The sequence below is a fragment of the Geodermatophilus sp. DF01-2 genome (genome assembly GCF_004571065.1).
Classification (GTDB): Bacteria; Actinomycetota; Actinomycetes; order Mycobacteriales; family Geodermatophilaceae; genus Geodermatophilus.
Genome location: NZ_SPQN01000033.1, coordinates 1 through 16,032, shown reverse-complemented (window position 1 = coordinate 16,032; position 16,032 = coordinate 1). Strand labels below are relative to the sequence as shown.

General features: G+C 74.3%; 16 protein-coding genes. 3 read left to right on the top strand and 13 right to left on the bottom strand.

What is annotated here, in order from left to right; translation table 11 throughout:
• Positions 1–50 precede the first annotated feature (50 nt).
• The 5 genes from E4P41_RS10760 to E4P41_RS10735 all read right to left on the bottom strand — a co-directional run bounded on the left by E4P41_RS10760 (position 51) and on the right by E4P41_RS10735 (position 5,760).
• Positions 51–632, bottom strand: a complete 582-nt coding sequence (locus E4P41_RS10760; RefSeq protein WP_135141252.1) for a pentapeptide repeat-containing protein — start codon at positions 630–632, stop codon at positions 51–53.
• Positions 629–1,981: an FAD-dependent oxidoreductase gene (locus E4P41_RS10755; RefSeq protein ID WP_135141251.1), complete on the bottom strand. Its 1,353-nt coding sequence runs from the start codon at positions 1,979–1,981 to the stop codon at positions 629–631. The genes E4P41_RS10760 and E4P41_RS10755 overlap by 4 nt, the downstream gene beginning before the upstream one ends.
• On the bottom strand, positions 1,978–3,399 hold the full coding sequence (locus E4P41_RS10750; protein ID WP_245177263.1) for an FAD-linked oxidase C-terminal domain-containing protein: 1,422 nt from the start codon (positions 3,397–3,399) through the stop codon (positions 1,978–1,980). Before E4P41_RS10750 ends, E4P41_RS10755 begins: the two co-directional genes overlap by 4 nt.
• Positions 3,400–3,491: 92 nt before the next feature.
• Complete coding sequence (gene pyrE, locus E4P41_RS10745) at positions 3,492–4,046, bottom strand: orotate phosphoribosyltransferase (protein ID WP_209307652.1); 555 nt, start codon at positions 4,044–4,046, stop codon at positions 3,492–3,494.
• Between the two features lie 973 nt (positions 4,047–5,019).
• Positions 5,020–5,760 (bottom strand): fasciclin domain-containing protein, encoded by a 741-nt coding sequence (locus E4P41_RS10735; protein ID WP_209307651.1) that lies wholly within the window; start codon positions 5,758–5,760, stop codon positions 5,020–5,022.
• 304 nt (positions 5,761–6,064) lie between these two features.
• Here E4P41_RS10735 and E4P41_RS22105 point away from each other — a divergent pair, with 304 nt between their 5' ends.
• Positions 6,065–6,226 carry a hypothetical protein gene (locus E4P41_RS22105; protein ID WP_167761029.1) on the top strand — a complete coding sequence of 54 codons (162 nt, stop codon included), beginning with the start codon at positions 6,065–6,067 and terminating at the stop codon, positions 6,224–6,226.
• 202 nt (positions 6,227–6,428) lie between these two features.
• Here the strand turns inward: E4P41_RS22105 and E4P41_RS10730 are convergent, their stop codons facing one another.
• Both E4P41_RS10730 and clpB read right to left on the bottom strand, forming a co-directional pair.
• Positions 6,429–7,112, bottom strand: a complete 684-nt coding sequence (locus tag E4P41_RS10730) for a hypothetical protein (RefSeq protein ID WP_135141250.1) — start codon at positions 7,110–7,112, stop codon at positions 6,429–6,431.
• A gap of 336 nt (positions 7,113–7,448) precedes the next feature.
• Positions 7,449–10,034 (bottom strand): ATP-dependent chaperone ClpB, encoded by a 2,586-nt coding sequence (gene clpB, locus E4P41_RS10725; RefSeq protein WP_135141249.1) that lies wholly within the window; start codon positions 10,032–10,034, stop codon positions 7,449–7,451.
• A gap of 202 nt (positions 10,035–10,236) precedes the next feature.
• Here clpB and E4P41_RS10720 point away from each other — a divergent pair, with 202 nt between their 5' ends.
• Together E4P41_RS10720 and E4P41_RS10715 are read left to right on the top strand one after the other, a co-directional pair.
• Positions 10,237–10,680 carry a MarR family transcriptional regulator gene (locus E4P41_RS10720; RefSeq protein ID WP_135141248.1) on the top strand — a complete coding sequence of 148 codons (444 nt, stop codon included), beginning with the start codon at positions 10,237–10,239 and terminating at the stop codon, positions 10,678–10,680.
• Between the two features lie 72 nt (positions 10,681–10,752).
• On the top strand, positions 10,753–11,190 hold the full coding sequence (locus tag E4P41_RS10715; protein WP_135141247.1) for an OsmC family peroxiredoxin: 438 nt from the start codon (positions 10,753–10,755) through the stop codon (positions 11,188–11,190).
• Between the two features lie 23 nt (positions 11,191–11,213).
• On the opposite strand, the gene E4P41_RS10710 is transcribed toward E4P41_RS10715, so the two are convergent.
• The 6 genes from E4P41_RS10710 to E4P41_RS10685 form a co-directional block, all read right to left on the bottom strand.
• Positions 11,214–12,134, bottom strand: coding sequence for a diacylglycerol kinase family protein (locus E4P41_RS10710; protein ID WP_135141246.1), 921 nt, complete (start codon positions 12,132–12,134; stop codon positions 11,214–11,216).
• Positions 12,135–12,228: 94 nt separating this feature from the next.
• Positions 12,229–12,900 (bottom strand): class F sortase, encoded by a 672-nt coding sequence (locus tag E4P41_RS10705; RefSeq protein ID WP_135141245.1) that lies wholly within the window; start codon positions 12,898–12,900, stop codon positions 12,229–12,231.
• Between the two features lie 95 nt (positions 12,901–12,995).
• The gene (locus E4P41_RS10700) at positions 12,996–13,766 is read right to left on the bottom strand and encodes a hypothetical protein (RefSeq protein ID WP_209307650.1); all 771 of its coding nucleotides are present in this window, start codon (positions 13,764–13,766) and stop codon (positions 12,996–12,998) included.
• 213 nt (positions 13,767–13,979) lie between these two features.
• On the bottom strand, positions 13,980–14,492 hold the full coding sequence (locus E4P41_RS10695) for a MarR family transcriptional regulator (protein WP_135141243.1): 513 nt from the start codon (positions 14,490–14,492) through the stop codon (positions 13,980–13,982).
• A gap of 227 nt (positions 14,493–14,719) precedes the next feature.
• Complete coding sequence (locus tag E4P41_RS10690) at positions 14,720–15,178, bottom strand: MerR family transcriptional regulator (RefSeq protein WP_209307649.1); 459 nt, start codon at positions 15,176–15,178, stop codon at positions 14,720–14,722.
• Positions 15,175–16,032 (bottom strand): DnaJ C-terminal domain-containing protein (locus tag E4P41_RS10685; protein ID WP_135141242.1); only part of this gene is annotated, 858 nt, incomplete at its 5' end. The genes E4P41_RS10685 and E4P41_RS10690, both read right to left, overlap by 4 nt.

Sequence of the window (16,032 nt, the reverse complement as noted above, 5' to 3'; positions counted from 1 at the left end):
TCGTTCGCGCGTCAGTATCCCGCCGGGCCCGCGGCCCGCGACACCCGCCGTCAGCCCACCCGCAGGCCGAGGGCGGTCACCAGCACCACCGCCTGTCCGCCGTCGACCTGCGCGCCGGCGAGTTCCACCGTGCGCGGATCGAGAGCGGACAGGTCGCTGCCGCGCAGGTCGGCCTCGGAGAGGTCGGCGCCGGCCAGCTGCGCCCCGGACAGGTCGAGGTGCCGCAGCGTGGCGCCCGCCGCCGTGACCCCGGTGAGGTCGGCCTCGCGCATCCGCGCGCCGGTGAGCCTGGCCCGGGACAGGTCCGCGCCGCGCAGGACGACGAAGGACCAGTCGCCGCCCTCGACGGTCACCATGTCGAACCTGCACCGGTCGAAGCTGCTGCCGACCAGTTTGCAGTCGGTGAAGGTCGCCTGGGCGAACGAGCAGCCGGTGAAGGTGCAGTTCAGGAAGGCGGCGTCGGTGTGCTGCGAGGAGGTGAACCGGCAGTCCCGGAAGACGCAGTCGGTGAAGACCGCGCCGTCGTCCGTGGTCTCGGACAGGTCCACCCCGCTGAAGGCGACCCCGGTGTGCTCCTGACCGGAGAGGTCGTCGCCGTACCAGTCCTCGTCGCGGACGTCGGTGCCGCTCACCCCTGCTCCACCCGGCTGGCGACCCGCGCGGCGACCACCACCGGGTCGTAGACCGGGGAGAACGGCGGCGCGTAGGAGAGGTCGGACCCGGCGAACTCCTCGGCGGTCAGTCCGGCCCAGATGGCGGTGGCCAGGACGTCGATCCGCTTGCCGGCGCCCGGCCCGCCGACCACCTGACCGCCGAGCAGCTGCCCGGAGCCGCGGTCGCTGACGATTTTCACCGCGATCGGCTCCGCGCCGGGGTAGTAGCCGGCGCGCGTCGTCCCCTCGATCGTCTCGGTGCGGAAGTCGTAGCCGGCCGCCTCCGCCTGCCCGCTGCACAGGCCGGTCCGGCCGATCTCCAGCTGTCCGATCGTCGTCAGCGCGGTACCCAGGACGCCGGCGAAGCGGGCGGCCCGGCCGCCGATCACCGAGCCCGCGACCCGGCCCTGCTTGTTGGCGTGCGTGCCCAGCGCGACGTGCACCGCCTCGCCGGTCAACCGGTGGAACGTCTGGCTGCAGTCACCGGCGGCGAAGACCTCGGGGTGCGAGCGACTGCGCTGGGTCCGGTCGACCTCGATCGCGCCGGTCTCGCCGATCCGCAGCCCCGCGGCGCGGGCGAGCTCGACCTCCGGGCCCATGCCCAGCCCGAGGACGACGAGGTCGCAGGGGTAGCTGCCGGCGTCGGTGGTGACCGCCCGCACCCGGCCGTCGGCGTCGGTCTCGACCGCCCGGACCGGCTGGTCGGGCTGCACCTCGATGCCCAGGTCGCCGATCGCCTTGCAGATCCGCTCGCCCATGTCGGCGTCCAGCTGGGCCATGGGCAGCGCGTCGGCGAGGACGACGGTGACCGAGAGTCCGCGGGCGTGCAGCACGTCGGCTATCTCCAGGCCGATGTAGCCGCCGCCGAGGACCACCGCGCGGCGCGCTCCCGCGGCGACCGCGGCGCGGATCCCGGCGCCGTCGGCGAGCCGGTGCACCCCGTGGACGCCCGCGGCGTCCAGTCCCGGCACGTCCGGTCGCAGCGGCCGGCCGCCGGTGGCGACCACCAGCCGGTCGAAGCCGAGGGTCTCGCCGGCGCTGGTGCGCACCGTGCCGGCGTCGAGGTCGACCTCCTCGGCCCGGGTCCTGGTGCGGACGTCGATGTCGTGCGCCGCGAACTCCCGCGGCGTGCGGGCGATCAGCCGGTCGCGGTCCTCGACCACGTCGCCGACCCAGTAGGGGATGCCGCAGGCGGAGAAGGAGACCTCCGGGCCCTGTTCGAGGACGGTGATCGCCAGGTCGGAGGCGCCGCGCAGCCGCCGGGCCGCGGTGGCCGCGGACATGCCCGCGGCGTCCCCCCCGACGACGATCAGCCGGTCTGCGCTCATGGGGTCAGGGTGTCACGCCTCCGCAGCACCTTGCCGGGGTTGAGCAGGCCGGACGGGTCGAGCGCGTCCTTGATCGACCGGTGCACCTCCAGCGACACCGGGCCCACCTCGCGCTCGAGCCAGCCGACCTTGATCGAACCGACGCCGTGCTCGCCGGTGATCGTCCCACCGAGGGAGAGGCCCAACCCGAGGATGTCGTCGAACGCGGCGAACGCCCGGTCGCGCTGGTCGGCGTCGGCCGGGTCGAAGACGATCGTCGGGTGCATGTTGCCGTCGCCGGCGTGGCCGACGACGCCGATGGTCAGCCCCTGAGCGGCGGCGACGCCGTCGCAGCCGTCGAGGAACTCCGCGATCCGCGAGCGGGGGACGGCGACGTCGTCGATGAGCGTGCTGCCCAGCTGCTCCAGGGCCGGCAGCGCCACCCGGCGGGCCTGCAGCAGCAGGTCGCCCTCGGCGGGGTCGTCGGTGGTGTGCACCAGGTCCGCGCCGGCGTCCCGGCACAGCCGGGCCAGCGCCTCGACCTCGCGGACAGCCGCCTCCCCGCCGGTGTCGGACTGGGCGACCAGCAGCGCGTGCGCGTCGCGGTCGAGGTCGGCGTGCAGCAGGTCGTCGACGGCGCGGATGCAGGTGTTGTCCATGACCTCGAGCAGGCTGGGCACCAGACCGGAGGTGACCACCCGCTCGACCACCTCGCCGGTCTGCGCGGTCGTGGCGAACGTCGCCGCCAGGGTGACCGGCCGCTGCGGCGCTGGTCGCAGCGCGAGAGTGGCCTCGGTGATGACGCCGAGGGTGCCCTCCGAGCCGACGAACAGCCGGGCCAGGTCGTAGCCGGCGACGCCCTTGACGGTGCGCCGCCCGGTGCGCAGCACCCGCCCGTCGGCGAGCACGACCTCGAGGCCGAGGACGTAGTCGGTGGTGACGCCGTACTTGACGCAGCACAGCCCACCGGAGTTGGTCGACAGGTTGCCGCCGATGGTGCACCAGTCGTAGCTGGACGGGTCCGGCGGGTAGAACAGCCCGGCGCGGGCGACGGCGTCGCGCAGTGCCTTGTTCACGACACCGGGCTGGACGACGGCCAGCCGGTCGGCCGGGGAGACCTCGAGGACGGTGTCCATGCGGGTCATGACGAGGGTGATCGCGCCGTCGACGGCGTTGCTGGAGCCGGCCAGCCCCGAGCCCGCGCCGCGCGGCACCACCGGGACCCCGTGCCGCGAGGCCACCTGCATCACCGCAACCACCTCGGCGGTGCTGCGCGGGAACACCACCGCCGCCGGCGTCCCGGCCTCGGCGAGCATCGCCTGGTCGCGCGCGTAGGACGCGGTGACGTCGGGGTCGGTCAGGACGCTGTCGGCCCCCAGGGCGTCGGCCAGCTCGGCCGCCCACGCCGTCGAGGGGAGAGCCGTCGTCACGGTGGTCACCGTCACACCGTACGACGGGTGCGGCCCCGCGAGATCTGCACACTCGGGGCCTTCAGCAGCCTGATGACCCCGAGTGTGCAGATCTCGCGGGTTCACTCCAGGCCGAGGTCGGCGAGGGTGAACGCGGCGCGGTACTCCAGGCCCGCCGCCTCGACCGCGGCCCGCCCGCCCCGGTCCACGACGACCGCCACGGCGATCGGCTCGGCACCGGCCTCCCGCAGCGCCTCGACGGCGGTCAGCGGGCTGGAGCCGGTGGTGGAGACGTCCTCGACGACGAGCACGCTGCGCCCGGCGACGTCCGGCCCCTCGATCCGCCGCTGCAGGCCGTGCGCCTTGCCGGCCTTGCGGACGACGCACGCGTCCAGGAAGCCCTCCCCCGCGGCCGCCGCGTGCAGCATCGCCGTCGCCACGGGGTCCGCGCCCAGGGTGAGCCCGCCGACGACGTCGTAGCGCAGGTCTCCGGTCAGCTGCCGCATGACCCGGCCCACCAGGGGCGCCCCCTCGTGGTGGAGGGTCAGCCGGCGCAGGTCGATGTACCAGTCGGCCTCCTGCCCCGAGGAGAGGGTCACCCGCCCGCGCACGACGGCGAGGTCGACGACGAGCTCGAGCAGCCGGTCACGGTCGAGCAGGGGGGCGGAGGCCGTCATGCCGCCGACCCTACTGACGGGCCCGGTTCCACCGTGGCGTCCCCGAGCGTGGCCCCCTCCTTGGCGCAGGAGGCGGTCCTCCGACCAGGAGGGGATCCTCCATCAGCCGGCCGGCGGGGTGAGCACCTGGTCGACGACGTACACGGTCGCGTTGCTCGTCCGGAGGTTGCCGCAGGTGACCGACGCGTCAGCGGCGCCCAGGAGGGTCTGGTCGGCGCTGATCGTGAAGCTCTCCCCCGAGCCCTCGATGGTGACCAGGTCACCGTTGAGGGTGTGTGCGTGCCGGCCAGCTCCGCCGGCGTCAGCCGTCCGGCGACCACGTGGTGGGTGACCAGCGAGGTCAGCCGCGGGGTGTCGGCCAACAGCGGCTCGAAGGTCCCCGGCGGGACCGCCGCGAACGCCTCGTTCGTCGGGGCGAGCACGGTGAGGTCCTCGGTCACGTCGAGCGAGTCGACGAGCGTGGCCGCGTGCACGGCGACCGCCGTTCTGGAGAGCGAGGGGTTGTTGGTAAGCGCGGTGGCCAGGGGGTCGTCGGCCATGCCGGCCGGACTGCCCTCGCCCTCGGCCGGCAACGCGGCACAGCCGGGGCCGAACGGCCCGGCCGGGGCCGGCGAGGAGGCCGACGGTGCGGGGGCCGTCACGGGAGCGCGGCCCACCGCGGCGGCGTCGACCGCGGGCTCACCGGAGCCGCAACCGGCCAGTGGCACAACCAGTGCGGTGGCGGTGAGCAGGGCGCGGCGGATCGGGGTGCGCGCCACGGGGCGGGAGCTCCTTGGTCCGGGGCGCCCGCCATCATCTCCGGCCCGGCCCGCCGTGGCCGGGAACGGCACGAGGGACGGCGTGCACTGGGCCGTCGGGAAGGGAAAGGCCGGAACCGCAGCACCACGGGCCGCCGTCCGGTCGGACGACGGCCCGCGAGGTCCCCTCCCTGGCCTCCCGGAGCCTGCGACGGCGCCGAGGAGCGGGTCCTTCGTCAGGGAGCCGTCGGGGCGAGCACCTGGTCGACGATGTAGACGGTGGCGTTCGCCGTCTGCACGTCGCCGCAGATCACCGACGCCGGTTCGCCGGTGACGGTGCCGTCGATGGTGAACGTCTCACCGGAGCCCTCGATGGTGACCTCCTCGCCGGCGAGCGTGGTGTGCGTGCCGACCAGCTCGTCGGGGGCAAGACGACCGTCGATGACGTGGTGGGTCAGGATCGCGGTGAGCTGGGCCCGGTCGGCCAGGGCCGCCTGCAGCCGGTCGGCGGGGACGGCCTCGAACGCCGGGTTCGCCGGGGCGATCACGGTGACGTCCTGGGCGCTGTTGAGCGTGTCGACCAGGCCCGCCTGCATGACGGCCTGCACCAGCGTGGACAGCACCGGGTTGTTGCTGGCCGCGGTGGCCACCGGGTCGTCGGTCATGCCGGTGAAGCTGCCCTCCCCGTCGGCGGGGACCTGGGCACAGGACTCGCCGAAGGGCTCGTCGGAGGCCATGTCCGTGCCGCTGTCCATGCTGGTCTCCGGGCTGGTCTCCGGGCTGGTCTCCGGGCTGGTCTCCGGGCTGGTCTCCGGGCCGGTCTCCGGGCTGGTCTCCGGGCCGGACGACGAGGTGCCGGCACCGGTGTCGGTGGCCGCGCTGTCCGACGCGGTGTCGGCGGAGCCGCAGGCGCCGAGCGTGATGGCCAGGCTGGAGGTGGCGGCCAGCAGAACGCTGCGGGTCGGGGTGCGCTGCACGGGGATCTCCTTGTGGTCGTGCGGGGCTCCTGCCCCCGGCCCGGGGGCGTGGGGCCGGGGATCGCGCCTGCGGCCGGCGGCCGAGACGAGTTCGGGGGGCGGACCGTCGCCGGTCCTCCCTGGGGGTCAGCTGGCGACCACCCGGACAGAGTGCAGTCCGGTCGCCCCGGAGAGGAACGGGCTGGCCCGTTCGGCGGTCTGCGGGCCCGGGGACCGCTGCGGCGGCCCCGACGACGCCGAAGAGCGCGATGCCAGCCACCCCTACGGCGCGGCGCCGGAGCGCGACGACGTCGAGGACGATGGCGTGCAGAGCGACGACGACCAGCGTGCCGACGACGAGAGCGATCATGTCGTCCCCGCCGAAGGTCTCGATCGCGAAGGCCTCGACCGGCTCCGGGACGAGGGCGATGACCGTGTCGCTCACGGCCACGGCCGGCCAGGACTGCGGGCCGAACCAGCCCGGTGACGAACTCGGCCACCCCGGGCGCCACGGCCGCGGACAGCAGCCCGGCCACGGCAGCGGACCGGCGGCGCCGGCCGTGCAGCCGCCCGCCGCCCTGCCCGTCCGGCCCGCTCGCCGTGGCCTGCTCGGTGGGGGTCACGGCCGGTCTTCGCGACCAGCCGCGCTACGGGTTCAGCACATCAGTAGCGAGATCCGTATCGGAGGGTCAGCGCAGTCCGGCCTGCCGGCGGGCGGTCATCGCCCGGTACCACTCGGTGGACGGCCTGAGCAGGAGCGCGACGACCCCCACGAGCGTCAGCACCAGCGAGAAGACCGACAGGGAGTCCAGGAACCCGGAGCTCGCCACGCCTCCGGCAGCTCCACCCAGGGCGCCGAGGCCGAAGACCACGTTGATGCCCCCGAGCACGCACAACACGATGCGCGCCCAGTTGCGCCCCTTCCAGGCGAACCAGATGAACAGCGCCTCGAGAGCGACCAGCAGCAGACCGATCACCGCGCCGACCACCAGGCCCGTACGGATGATGTCCTCGGTGACCGCCGGGTCACCCGCGACGGCCACCGCCTCGGCGACCAGGCCGTCGATGTCGGAGAACTGCACCAGCGAGGCGATGACGCCCAGGATCAGCGTGGCGAGGAAGGCCCCGATCCCGACGCGCACGGTCGTGGGCCGCTCCGGAGGCTCCGGCGGGAAGTGGCCGCCCGGCGCCGACGGGGCGTTGGCGTAGCCGTACGGCGGGGGCGCCTGCCAGCCCTGCTGCGGGTCGTGCCAACCCTGCTGGGGCGGCGGGTTCTGCCAGCCCTGTTGCGAGGGCGGCGCCTGCCAGCCCGGCTGGTCCTGCGGCGGCCGCCACCCCTGCTGCGGGTCCTGGCCACTCTGCCCTGACGTCATCGCGCGCTCCCTGGTCGCTCGTCGGTCCTGCCCGCGATGATCACCCACCCTCCGGCGGCGGACCAGAGCAGGAGGTCGATCGAGACCCGATCGGTGCGGGGCCCCAGTCGCGGGGCGCCGACCGTCCGTGCCGACATGCGGCCGATGGCTGCCACGGGGACAGGGGGAACCACCACGGGACGCATCTCGGTGCCCGGGACGCAGGAGGCCTCCCCGGGCGGGCCCAGCCCAGGTCGCAGCCTCGTACGTCGGTGTTCCCGCGGGAACGCCAACGCCCCGAGCGCGCGAGGGCCCGCCGTCCCACGAGACGGCGGGGCCTGTGCGTCGGCGTGTCGCTCAGCCGCGGCGGACGGTCAGGCCCTCCTCGGCGAGGTCCTCCGGCGCGTCGACGACGACCTCGTCGCCGTCCCGGATCTCGCCGGCCAACAGCGCGCGGGCCAGCTGGTCCCCGATCGCCGACTGCACCAGCCGACGCAGCGGGCGGGCGCCGTAGACCGGGTCGAACCCGTTGAGGGCCAGCCACTCGCGGGCTGCGTCGGTCACGATGAGCGTCAGCCGGCGAGCGGCCAGGCGGCGGGCCAGCACGCCGACCTGGATGTCGACGATGCCGACCAGCTCGTCGCTGCCCAGCGCCCGGAAGACCACGACGTCGTCCAGCCGGTTGAGGAACTCCGGCTTGAAGTGCTGCCGGACGACCCCCATGACCGCCTCACCGCGCCGCTCCTCGGGGAGCGACTGGTCGGCGATCATCTGCGAGCCGAGGTTCGACGTCAGGATCAGGATGGTGTTCCGGAAGTCGACCGTCCGGCCCTGCCCGTCGGTGAGCCGCCCGTCGTCCAGGACCTGCAGGAGGACGTCGAAGACGTCAGGGTGGGCCTTCTCCACCTCGTCGAGCAGGACGACGGTGTAGGGCCGCCGGCGCACCGCCTCGGTGAGCTGGCCGCCGGCCTCGTAGCCGACGTAGCCGGGCGGCGCGCCGACCAGCCGGGCCACCGAGTGTTTCTCCGAGTACTCGCTCATGTCGATGCGGACCATCGCCCGCTCGTCGTCGAACAGGAACTCCGCCAGCGCCTTGGCCAGCTCGGTCTTGCCGACGCCGGTCGGGCCCAGGAAGAGGAACGACCCGGTCGGCCGGTCGGGGTCGGCCACGCCGGACCGGGCGCGGCGGACGGCGTCGGAGACGGCGCGGACGGCGTCGGGCTGCCCGACGACCCGCCGGCCGAGCTCCTCCTCCATCCGCAGCAGCTTCTGGGTCTCCCCCTCGAGCAGCCGCCCGGCGGGGATGCCGGTCCAGGCCTGCACGACCTCGGCGATGTCGTCCGGACCGACCTCCTCCTTGAGCATGGAGTCGCCCGTCTCGACCGACGCCTCTGCCTCGGCCAGCGCCTTCTCCAGCTGGGGCAGCCGGCCGTAGCGGAGCTCGGCGACGTGGGCGAGGTCGCCGTCCCGCTCGGCCCGCTCGGCGTCGGTGCGCGCCCGCTCCAGCTCCTCCTTGATCTGCTGGATGCGGACGATCGCGCCCTTGTCCTGCTGCCAGCGGGCGGTCAGCTCGTCCAGCTGCTGCCGCTTGTCGGCCAGGTCGGCGCGGAGGGCAGCCAGGCGCTCGACCGAGGACGGGTCGTCCTCCTTGGCCAGCGCCATCTCCTCGATCTCCAGCCGGCGGACGGCGCGCTCGACCTCGTCGACCTCGACCGGGCGGCTGTCGATCTCCATCCGCAGCCGGCTGGCCGCCTCGTCGACCAGGTCGATCGCCTTGTCCGGCAGGAAGCGGGCCGTGACGTACCGGTCCGACAGCGTGGCGGCGGCCACGATGGCGGCGTCGGTGATCCGGACGCCGTGGTGGACCTCGTAGCGCTCCTTGAGGCCCCGCAGGATGCCGATGGTGTCCTCGACCGAGGGCTCACCGACGAAGACCTGCTGGAAGCGGCGCTCGAGCGCCGGGTCCTTCTCGATGTGCTCGCGGTACTCGTCGAGGGTGGTGGCGCCGACCATCCGCAGCTCACCGCGCGCCAGCATCGGCTTGATCATGTTGCCCGCGTCCATCGCCGAGTCGCCGGTCGCCCCGGCGCCGACGATCGTGTGCAACTCGTCGATGAAGGTGATGACCTCACCCTCGGCCTCGGTGATCTCCTGCAGCACCGCCTTGAGGCGTTCCTCGAACTCCCCGCGGTACTTCGCGCCGGCCACCATCGAGCCCAGGTCCAGCGCCATCAGCCGCTTGCCCTTGAGGCTCTCCGGCACGTCGCCGGCCACGATCCGCTGGGCCAGGCCCTCGACGATCGCCGTCTTGCCGACGCCGGGCTCGCCGATCAGCACCGGGTTGTTCTTGGTGCGCCGGGACAGCACCTGGACCACCCGGCGGATCTCGGTGTCCCGGCCGACGACGGGGTCGATCTTCCCCTCGCGGGCCCGCTCGGTGAGGTCGACGGCGTACTTCTGCAGCGCCTGGAAGGTGCTCTCCGGGTCCGCCGTGGTGACCTTGCGGTTGCCGCGAACCATGCGGAAGGCGGCCAGCAGCGCGTCCCGGGTCGCGCCGGCGCTGGTCAGCACCGCACCGGCCTCGCCGTCGGAGCCGGCCAGACCGACCAGCAGGTGCTCGGTGGACACGAAGTCGTCGCCCAGCGCGCCGGCCTGCTCCCCGGCGGCGTTGAGCACGCGGAGCAGTTCACGCGAGGGCGACGGGGCAGGCACGGTCGTGCCGCTCACGCTCGGCATCCGCCGCAGCGCGGCCTCGGTCTTGGCCCGGACGTCGGCGACGTCGGCGCCGACGGCCTTGAGCAGCGGGCCGGCGATGCCGTCGCTCTGCTCGAGCAACGCGGCGAGCAGGTGCAGGGACTCCAGCGCGGCCTGGCCGCGGTCGACCGCCAGCCGCTGGGCGGCCGTGATCGCCTCCTGCGAACGGGTGGTGAGCTTGCTCTGCATGGTCTGTGGGGACGGTCCTCTCGGGATGGGCCGGACTCACCGGCCAGTGCTGTCGAGCAGTCCAACGAGCTCGGGGTTGAGTCTGTTCCACTCAACCTCAGTGCGTCCACTCCGTGCCGGGGCGGGCCGGACCGCCGCTGGGTGCGACGTCCCGGGTGCGACCTCCGGTAGCACCGGAAACCGGCCCCCTAGACTTCTGAAGATGACGCGTCTCCCGGCACCGAGCGCGGTCCTCGAGGACCAGCTGTGCTTCGCGCTCTACGCCGCCTCCAGGGCGATGACGGCGCGCTACCGACCCCTCCTCGACGCCATCGGGCTCACCTATCCGCAGTACCTGGTGATGATGCTGCTGTGGGAGACCGACAACCAGACGGTCGGCCAACTGGGAGCCCGCCTCTCGCTGGACAGCGGCACGCTCTCCCCGTTGCTCAAGCGGCTCACCACCGCCGGTCTGGTCACCCGTCACCGCCGGGTGGAGGACGAGCGCTCCGTCGCCATCGTCCTGACCGACGCCGGCCGGGCGCTGCGCGAGAAGGCCGATGCGATCTCCGAGGAGATCATCTGCGCGCTCGACCTCGACCGCGCGGAGTTCGCCGACCTCAAGGCCAAGCTGAACCTGGTCACCGAGCGGGTCACCACCCACTGACCCGACGCTGGGTTGCCCACGACCGACCGGGGTAGGCGCACCGCCTGACACCCAGTCCGCGGAGGAGGATTCATGCCCACCCGTACCGCCCGCACCGCCTGGAACGGCACCTTGCAGGAGGGCTCCGGCCAGGTCGAACTGTCCAGCTCGAAGGTCGGCACCTACGAGGTGTCGTTCCCCAAGCGCGCGGCCGAGGACGCCGACGGGACGACCAGCCCCGAGGAGCTCATCGCGGCCGCGCACTCGTCGTGCTTCGCCATGGCGCTGTCCAACGAGATCGCCAAGGCCGGCGGCACGCCGCAGGCGCTCGAGGTCTCCACCGACGTCACGCTCGGCCAGAAGGACGGCGGCCCGCACATCACGGCGATCAAGCTGACCGTCCGCGGCGAGGTCGAGGGGCTCGACGCCGCAGGGTTCGAGCAGGCCGCCCAGGCGGCCAAGGCCGGCTGCCCGGTGAGCAAGGCGCTGACCGGCGTCGACGAGATCAGCCTGGACGCCGCCCTGGGGTAAGGACCCTCCTGCCCCCGCCTGGCTCAGTGCGGCGGCACGAGCACCGACCAGCCGTGCCGCCGCACCCGCCAGGTCCGTTGCGGCACGCCCTCCTCGACCTCGCCGTCCGCGTCGAGGTCGACCGGACCGCCGGTGACCGACACCTGACGGCCGCGCAGCACGAGGACGTCGGGCCGGTCGACGTGCGTCCCGGACGTCAGCGCTGCGGCGAACGCGGCGCGGGCGACCGGGCCAGTCGCGACCGAGACGACCACGTCGGCCAGCCCGTCGTCCGGCTCGGCGTGCGGGGCCAGCGGGGTCCCGCCGCCGATGGAGCGCCCCGTGCAGACGCCGAGCATGAGCAGGTCCCGCGTGCCGTCGGCGACCCAGCCCTCCGCCGGGTGTGCAGCGACGCGACCGTCCACCTCGACCCGCAGCGGCCACCCGGGACTGCTCACCCCCGCCAGCGCCGCGCCCACGGGGTAGGCGGCCACCCCGATCCGCTCCTTGAGCCGGTCGGCCTGCGCCCCGGCGCGCGCGCCCACCCCGGCGTGCACCGCGTTCACCACGAGCCCACCGGCGTCGTCGTCGAGCAAGTCGAGCGGGCGTGGCCGCCCGGCGAGGACGGCCGCCGCCCCCTGCACCGGGTCCAGGGGCAGCCGGAGGGTCCGTGCGAGGTCGTTGCCCGTCCCGCAGGCGACGATGCCCACGGGCTCGGCCGGGTCCAGCTCGCCCGCCCGGTCCAGGGCTCGCGCCACGGCGTGCACCGAGCCGTCCCCGCCCAGCACGACGAGGCGACGTCCGTCCCGGCCGGCGAGCGCCGCCTCCAGCTCCGCGGCGTCGGCCGTGGCCACGACGGTCACCTCCGCCGCCGCCTGCAGTTCGGTCAGCGCGGCGTCGACCTCGTCCTCGGCCGACCCGGCGCTCCGGTTGACGACCACCAGCAGCCCCGCGGTGTCGCCCACCCGACCTCCCTGCCCCGGTGCCACACCAGAGGGTCCGGTGCCGGGACACGGTCGCACGGCGCGGGGCGCGCCGCGTCCCGACCGGACACGCAGCTCACCGAACGTCGGCCAGCCGGGCGTAGACGACGATGTTGTCGCGGTAGTGGCCGGTCGCCGGGTCGAACGCGCCGCCGCAGGTAATGAGCCGCAGGCCCGCGTGGTCGATGTCCCCGTAGACCCGCTGGGTCGGGAACTCGTCCTTGGGGTACTGCTCGACGCGCTCGACGGCGAAGACAGCCGTCTGCCCGTCCGCCCGGGTCACCAGCACCTCCGCGCCCGGCGACAGCTCCGCCAGCCGGAAGAAGACGGCCGGTCCCTCGGCCGCCGAGTCGACGTGCCCGGCCAGCACTGCCGGCCCGAGCTCCCCCGGGGTGGGACCGTGCCGGTACCAACCGGCCCGGTCGTAGTCCGCCGGCACCTCCATGGAGCCATCGGACATCAGGCCGAGGGGCACCAGTCCGTCCGTCCGGAGTCCGATCGAGGGAACCTCCAGCGCCGTCGGCTCGGCCTCGCCCAGGAGCGGACCGGAGATCGGCGGGGAGGGTTCCTCGGGGACGGGAGCACTCGCCACCGACTCCGGCTGCCCCGGCGCGCCCGCCCCGGACGCGAAGGCCGGTGCGCCCCCCTCCCCCGTGCCGCCGGCCTGCCCCGCGCCGGTGGGCGGCTCGGCGACCGCAGCCGCGCGCAGCCCGCCGGCCAGCGAGGGCGGCGCCTGCTGACTCGCCACCCCGAGGCCGATAAGTCCGGCGCCGGTGGCGGCGAGTACGGCGGTAGCCGCCGTCGTCAGACGACGGCGGCCACCGACCGGTGCCCGGTGCTTGCTCAGGCGGAACCCCGGGAGCTGCGACGGCGGTAGGCCAGCGCCCCGGCCCCGGCCAGAGCGGCGGCTCCGAGGGCGAACAGGGCCTCGTTCTCGATGCCGGCCGTGTCACCGCCGCCGGCCTGCACGCCGCCGGTGGGCGTCTGGTCCATCTGGCCGCCGGCCGGCATGACCGCGCCGCAGAGCGCCGGCGCGGTCGCCTCCAGCGGCAGGTCCGGGTTCAGCTCGCTGGCCGGCGGCGGCGGGCCGTACTGGCCGTTCGGGCTGATCGAGTCGATGCCGTGCTGGACGATCACGACATCCTCGAGCATGATCTCGCCCTCGATCTGGGTCAGGTCGAAGGTCCGCTCGTAGCTGACCTCGCCCTCGGGGCTGGCCACCGGGAACCGCTCGACCGCCAGCGCGGACTCCGGGCCGAAGTCCCCCTCGGTGGTGATCGAGAGCTGGATCGCGCCGTAGGCGGGCTGGCCCTCGACGGTGCTGACGATGCCGTCACCATTGGTGTCCGCGGTCATCGAGGGGCAGACGTTCTGCCCGCCGATGTGCACGTGCTGGGCGTGCGGCAGCCCCGGCACCACACCCATGGTGTCGATGTTGATCGTCAGCGTGTTGGCCTCCTCGTCGAGGCGCAGTTCGGCGGTGCCGCTCGCACCGCTGCCGTTGAGGGGCTGCAGTTGCACGGTGGCCGACTCCGCGGCGGCGGCCGGGGTCGCCACGAACAGCGCCAGCGGCAGGCCGAAGGCCGCGGCGGCGAGGGTCTTCTTGCGTTGCATCAGATGGTCTCCATCGTGGTCACCGGGCCCAGGTCCGGCCCGCCCGACGAGCAGATGCCCTGGTCAGGACGGCGAAAACCGATGAAGACACGCCGGGACATGAAGAAGCGGTGTCCGAGATGACGATCTGCCGACACTTCCGAAACCTCGGCTCGGACACCGATGTAGTTCCTCCAGAATGCCGCGCCCCCCGCCGCGCCGCTACCGGAGGGCTCACCCAGCGCCGCGCGGCTCCGTGCCGGGGTCCGCCTGGTCGGCGCCGCCGGACAGAGCCGTCTCCCGGGCTTCGCCGAGGCGGTTCAACCGCGCCAGCAGCTCGCCCAGCGTGGCGACGTCCTCGGGCGGCCAGTCGGCGAGGTCGGCCTCCCAGCGGGCCCGCCGGGCCTCCCGGATGCGGGCCAACCGGGCAGCGCCCTCCTCGGACGTGCGCAGCACCTGGGCGCGGCCGTCACCGGGGTCGGCCGCACGGGTGACGAGCCCGAGCGCGACCAGCGAGGAGACCTGGCGGCTCACCGTGCTCTTGTCCAGGCCCAGTCGGGCCACCAGGTCGCTCGCACGCAGCGGGCCGGCGTCCTGCAGCAGCGCCAGCAGGCCGTAGGCCGCGCCGTCCAGGTCGGGGTGCAGCTCGCGGGACAGGCGAGCGGAGATGGCGCGGGAGCGACGCAGCAGCAGGCCGATCTCCCGCTCCACCCGTACGTAGGCCTCGTGGGCGTCGACCTGCGTCACGGCGCCTCCTCGCTGGCGCTCGTCGGTGCCGTGCCGAGAGGTGCTCTGCTCATGGGTGACCTCGCACGCTCGGTCACGGCGCCTCCTCGCTGGCGCTCGTCGGTGCCGTGCCGAGAGGTGCTCTGCTCATGGGTGACCTCGCACGCTCGGTCACGGCGCCTCCTCGCTAGCGCTCGTCGGTGCCGTGCCGAGAGGTGCTCTGCCCATGGGTGACCTCGCACGCTCGGTCACCTCTCGTCCCGGGGCCGCCAGACGACCAGCGCCGAGGTGGGGGGCCGCAGCGGCACGAGGTCGCGCCCGTAGCCGGCCCGGACCGCGGACTCGGTGGCGATCCGCCGGCTCTCGGCGAGCTCCAGCTCGGTGATCAGCTCCTGCACCCGCTGCTGCAGGGCCTCCACCTGCGACTCCAGGTCGATGATCCGCTTGATGCCGGCCAGGTTGACGCCGTCCTCCTGGGACAGCCGCTGCACCTCGCGCAGCAGCGCGACGTCCCGTGGGCTGTACCGCCGGCCGCCGCCCCGGGTACGCCCGGGGCTGACCAGTCCGAGCCGGTCGTACTGGCGCAGCGTCTGTGCATGCATGCCGGCGAGCTCGGCCGCGACCGAGATGACGAAGACCGGCGCGTCCTCGGCGACGGCGCGGCCGACGTCGTGCTGTTCGCGACCGCCGTCGATGGGAACACTCACCGGGCACCCCCCTGCTGTACCGCGGCGGTGATCCGCGGCCGCGGGTCACCGAGCTCGGCGTCGAGCACCTTGACCGCCTCCTCCGCGGCGGGCGAGAGCCGCTTGGGCACCGCCACCTCGACGGTGACCAGCAGGTCCCCGGCCCGGCCCTTGCCCGGGACGCCGCGCCCGCGGACCCGCAGCGTCTGGCCGCTCGCCGTCCCCGCGGGGACCTTGAGCGTGACGTTGGCGTCCAGCGTGGGCACGGTCAGCGTCGCCCCGAGGGTGGCCTCGGCGAAGGTGATCGGCACGGTCAGCGTGAGGTCGTCGCCCGTGCGGCCGAACAGCTCGTGGTCGGACACGTGGACGACGACGAACAGGTCGCCCGCCGGGCCGCCACGCCGTCCGGGCGCGCCCTTGCCGGCCAACCGGATGCGCTGGCCGTCCTTGACGCCGGCCGGGATGCGCACCGTGATCGTGCGGGTCTGGGTGGTGACGCCGTTGCCCACACAGGTCGAGCAGGGGTCGTCGACGACCTGGCCGGTGCCGCGGCAGTTGCGGCAGGGCTCGGAGAAGGCGAACGCCCCCTGGCTGCGGCTCGTCACGCCGGCGCCCTGGCACACCGGGCAGGTGTGCGGGCTCGTCCCCGGCCGGGTACCGGAGCCGGAACAGGTCGGGCAGGTGCCCGGGCTCTGCATGCGCAGCGGCACCGTCACCCCCAGGACGGCCTCCTCGAAGGAGAGGGTCGCCTCGGTCTCGACGTCCTGGCCGCGCGCGGGCCCCGACGCCGCCTGGCTGCGCGCCCGGGCGGAGCCGGCGCCTCCTCCGCCGCCGAACAGGCCGCCGAACAGGTCGCCGAGCCCGCCGGCGCCCGT

Excerpts from the sequence above, each read along its gene's own strand:
- E4P41_RS10755 (WP_135141251.1), bottom strand. The coding sequence starts at position 1,981 with ATGAGCGCAGACCGGCTGATCGTCGTCGGGGGGGACGCCGCGGGCATG.
- E4P41_RS10720 (WP_135141248.1), top strand. The coding sequence starts at position 10,237 with ATGACGCGTCTCCCGGCACCGAGCGCGGTCCTCGAGGACCAGCTGTGC.
- clpB (WP_135141249.1), bottom strand. The coding sequence starts at position 10,034 with ATGCAGAGCAAGCTCACCACCCGTTCGCAGGAGGCGATCACGGCCGCC.
- E4P41_RS10700 (WP_209307650.1), bottom strand. The coding sequence starts at position 13,766 with ATGCAACGCAAGAAGACCCTCGCCGCCGCGGCCTTCGGCCTGCCGCTG.
- pyrE (WP_209307652.1), bottom strand. The coding sequence starts at position 4,046 with ATGACGGCCTCCGCCCCCCTGCTCGACCGTGACCGGCTGCTCGAGCTC.
- E4P41_RS10730 (WP_135141250.1), bottom strand. The coding sequence starts at position 7,112 with ATGACGTCAGGGCAGAGTGGCCAGGACCCGCAGCAGGGGTGGCGGCCG.
- E4P41_RS10715 (WP_135141247.1), top strand. The coding sequence starts at position 10,753 with ATGCCCACCCGTACCGCCCGCACCGCCTGGAACGGCACCTTGCAGGAG.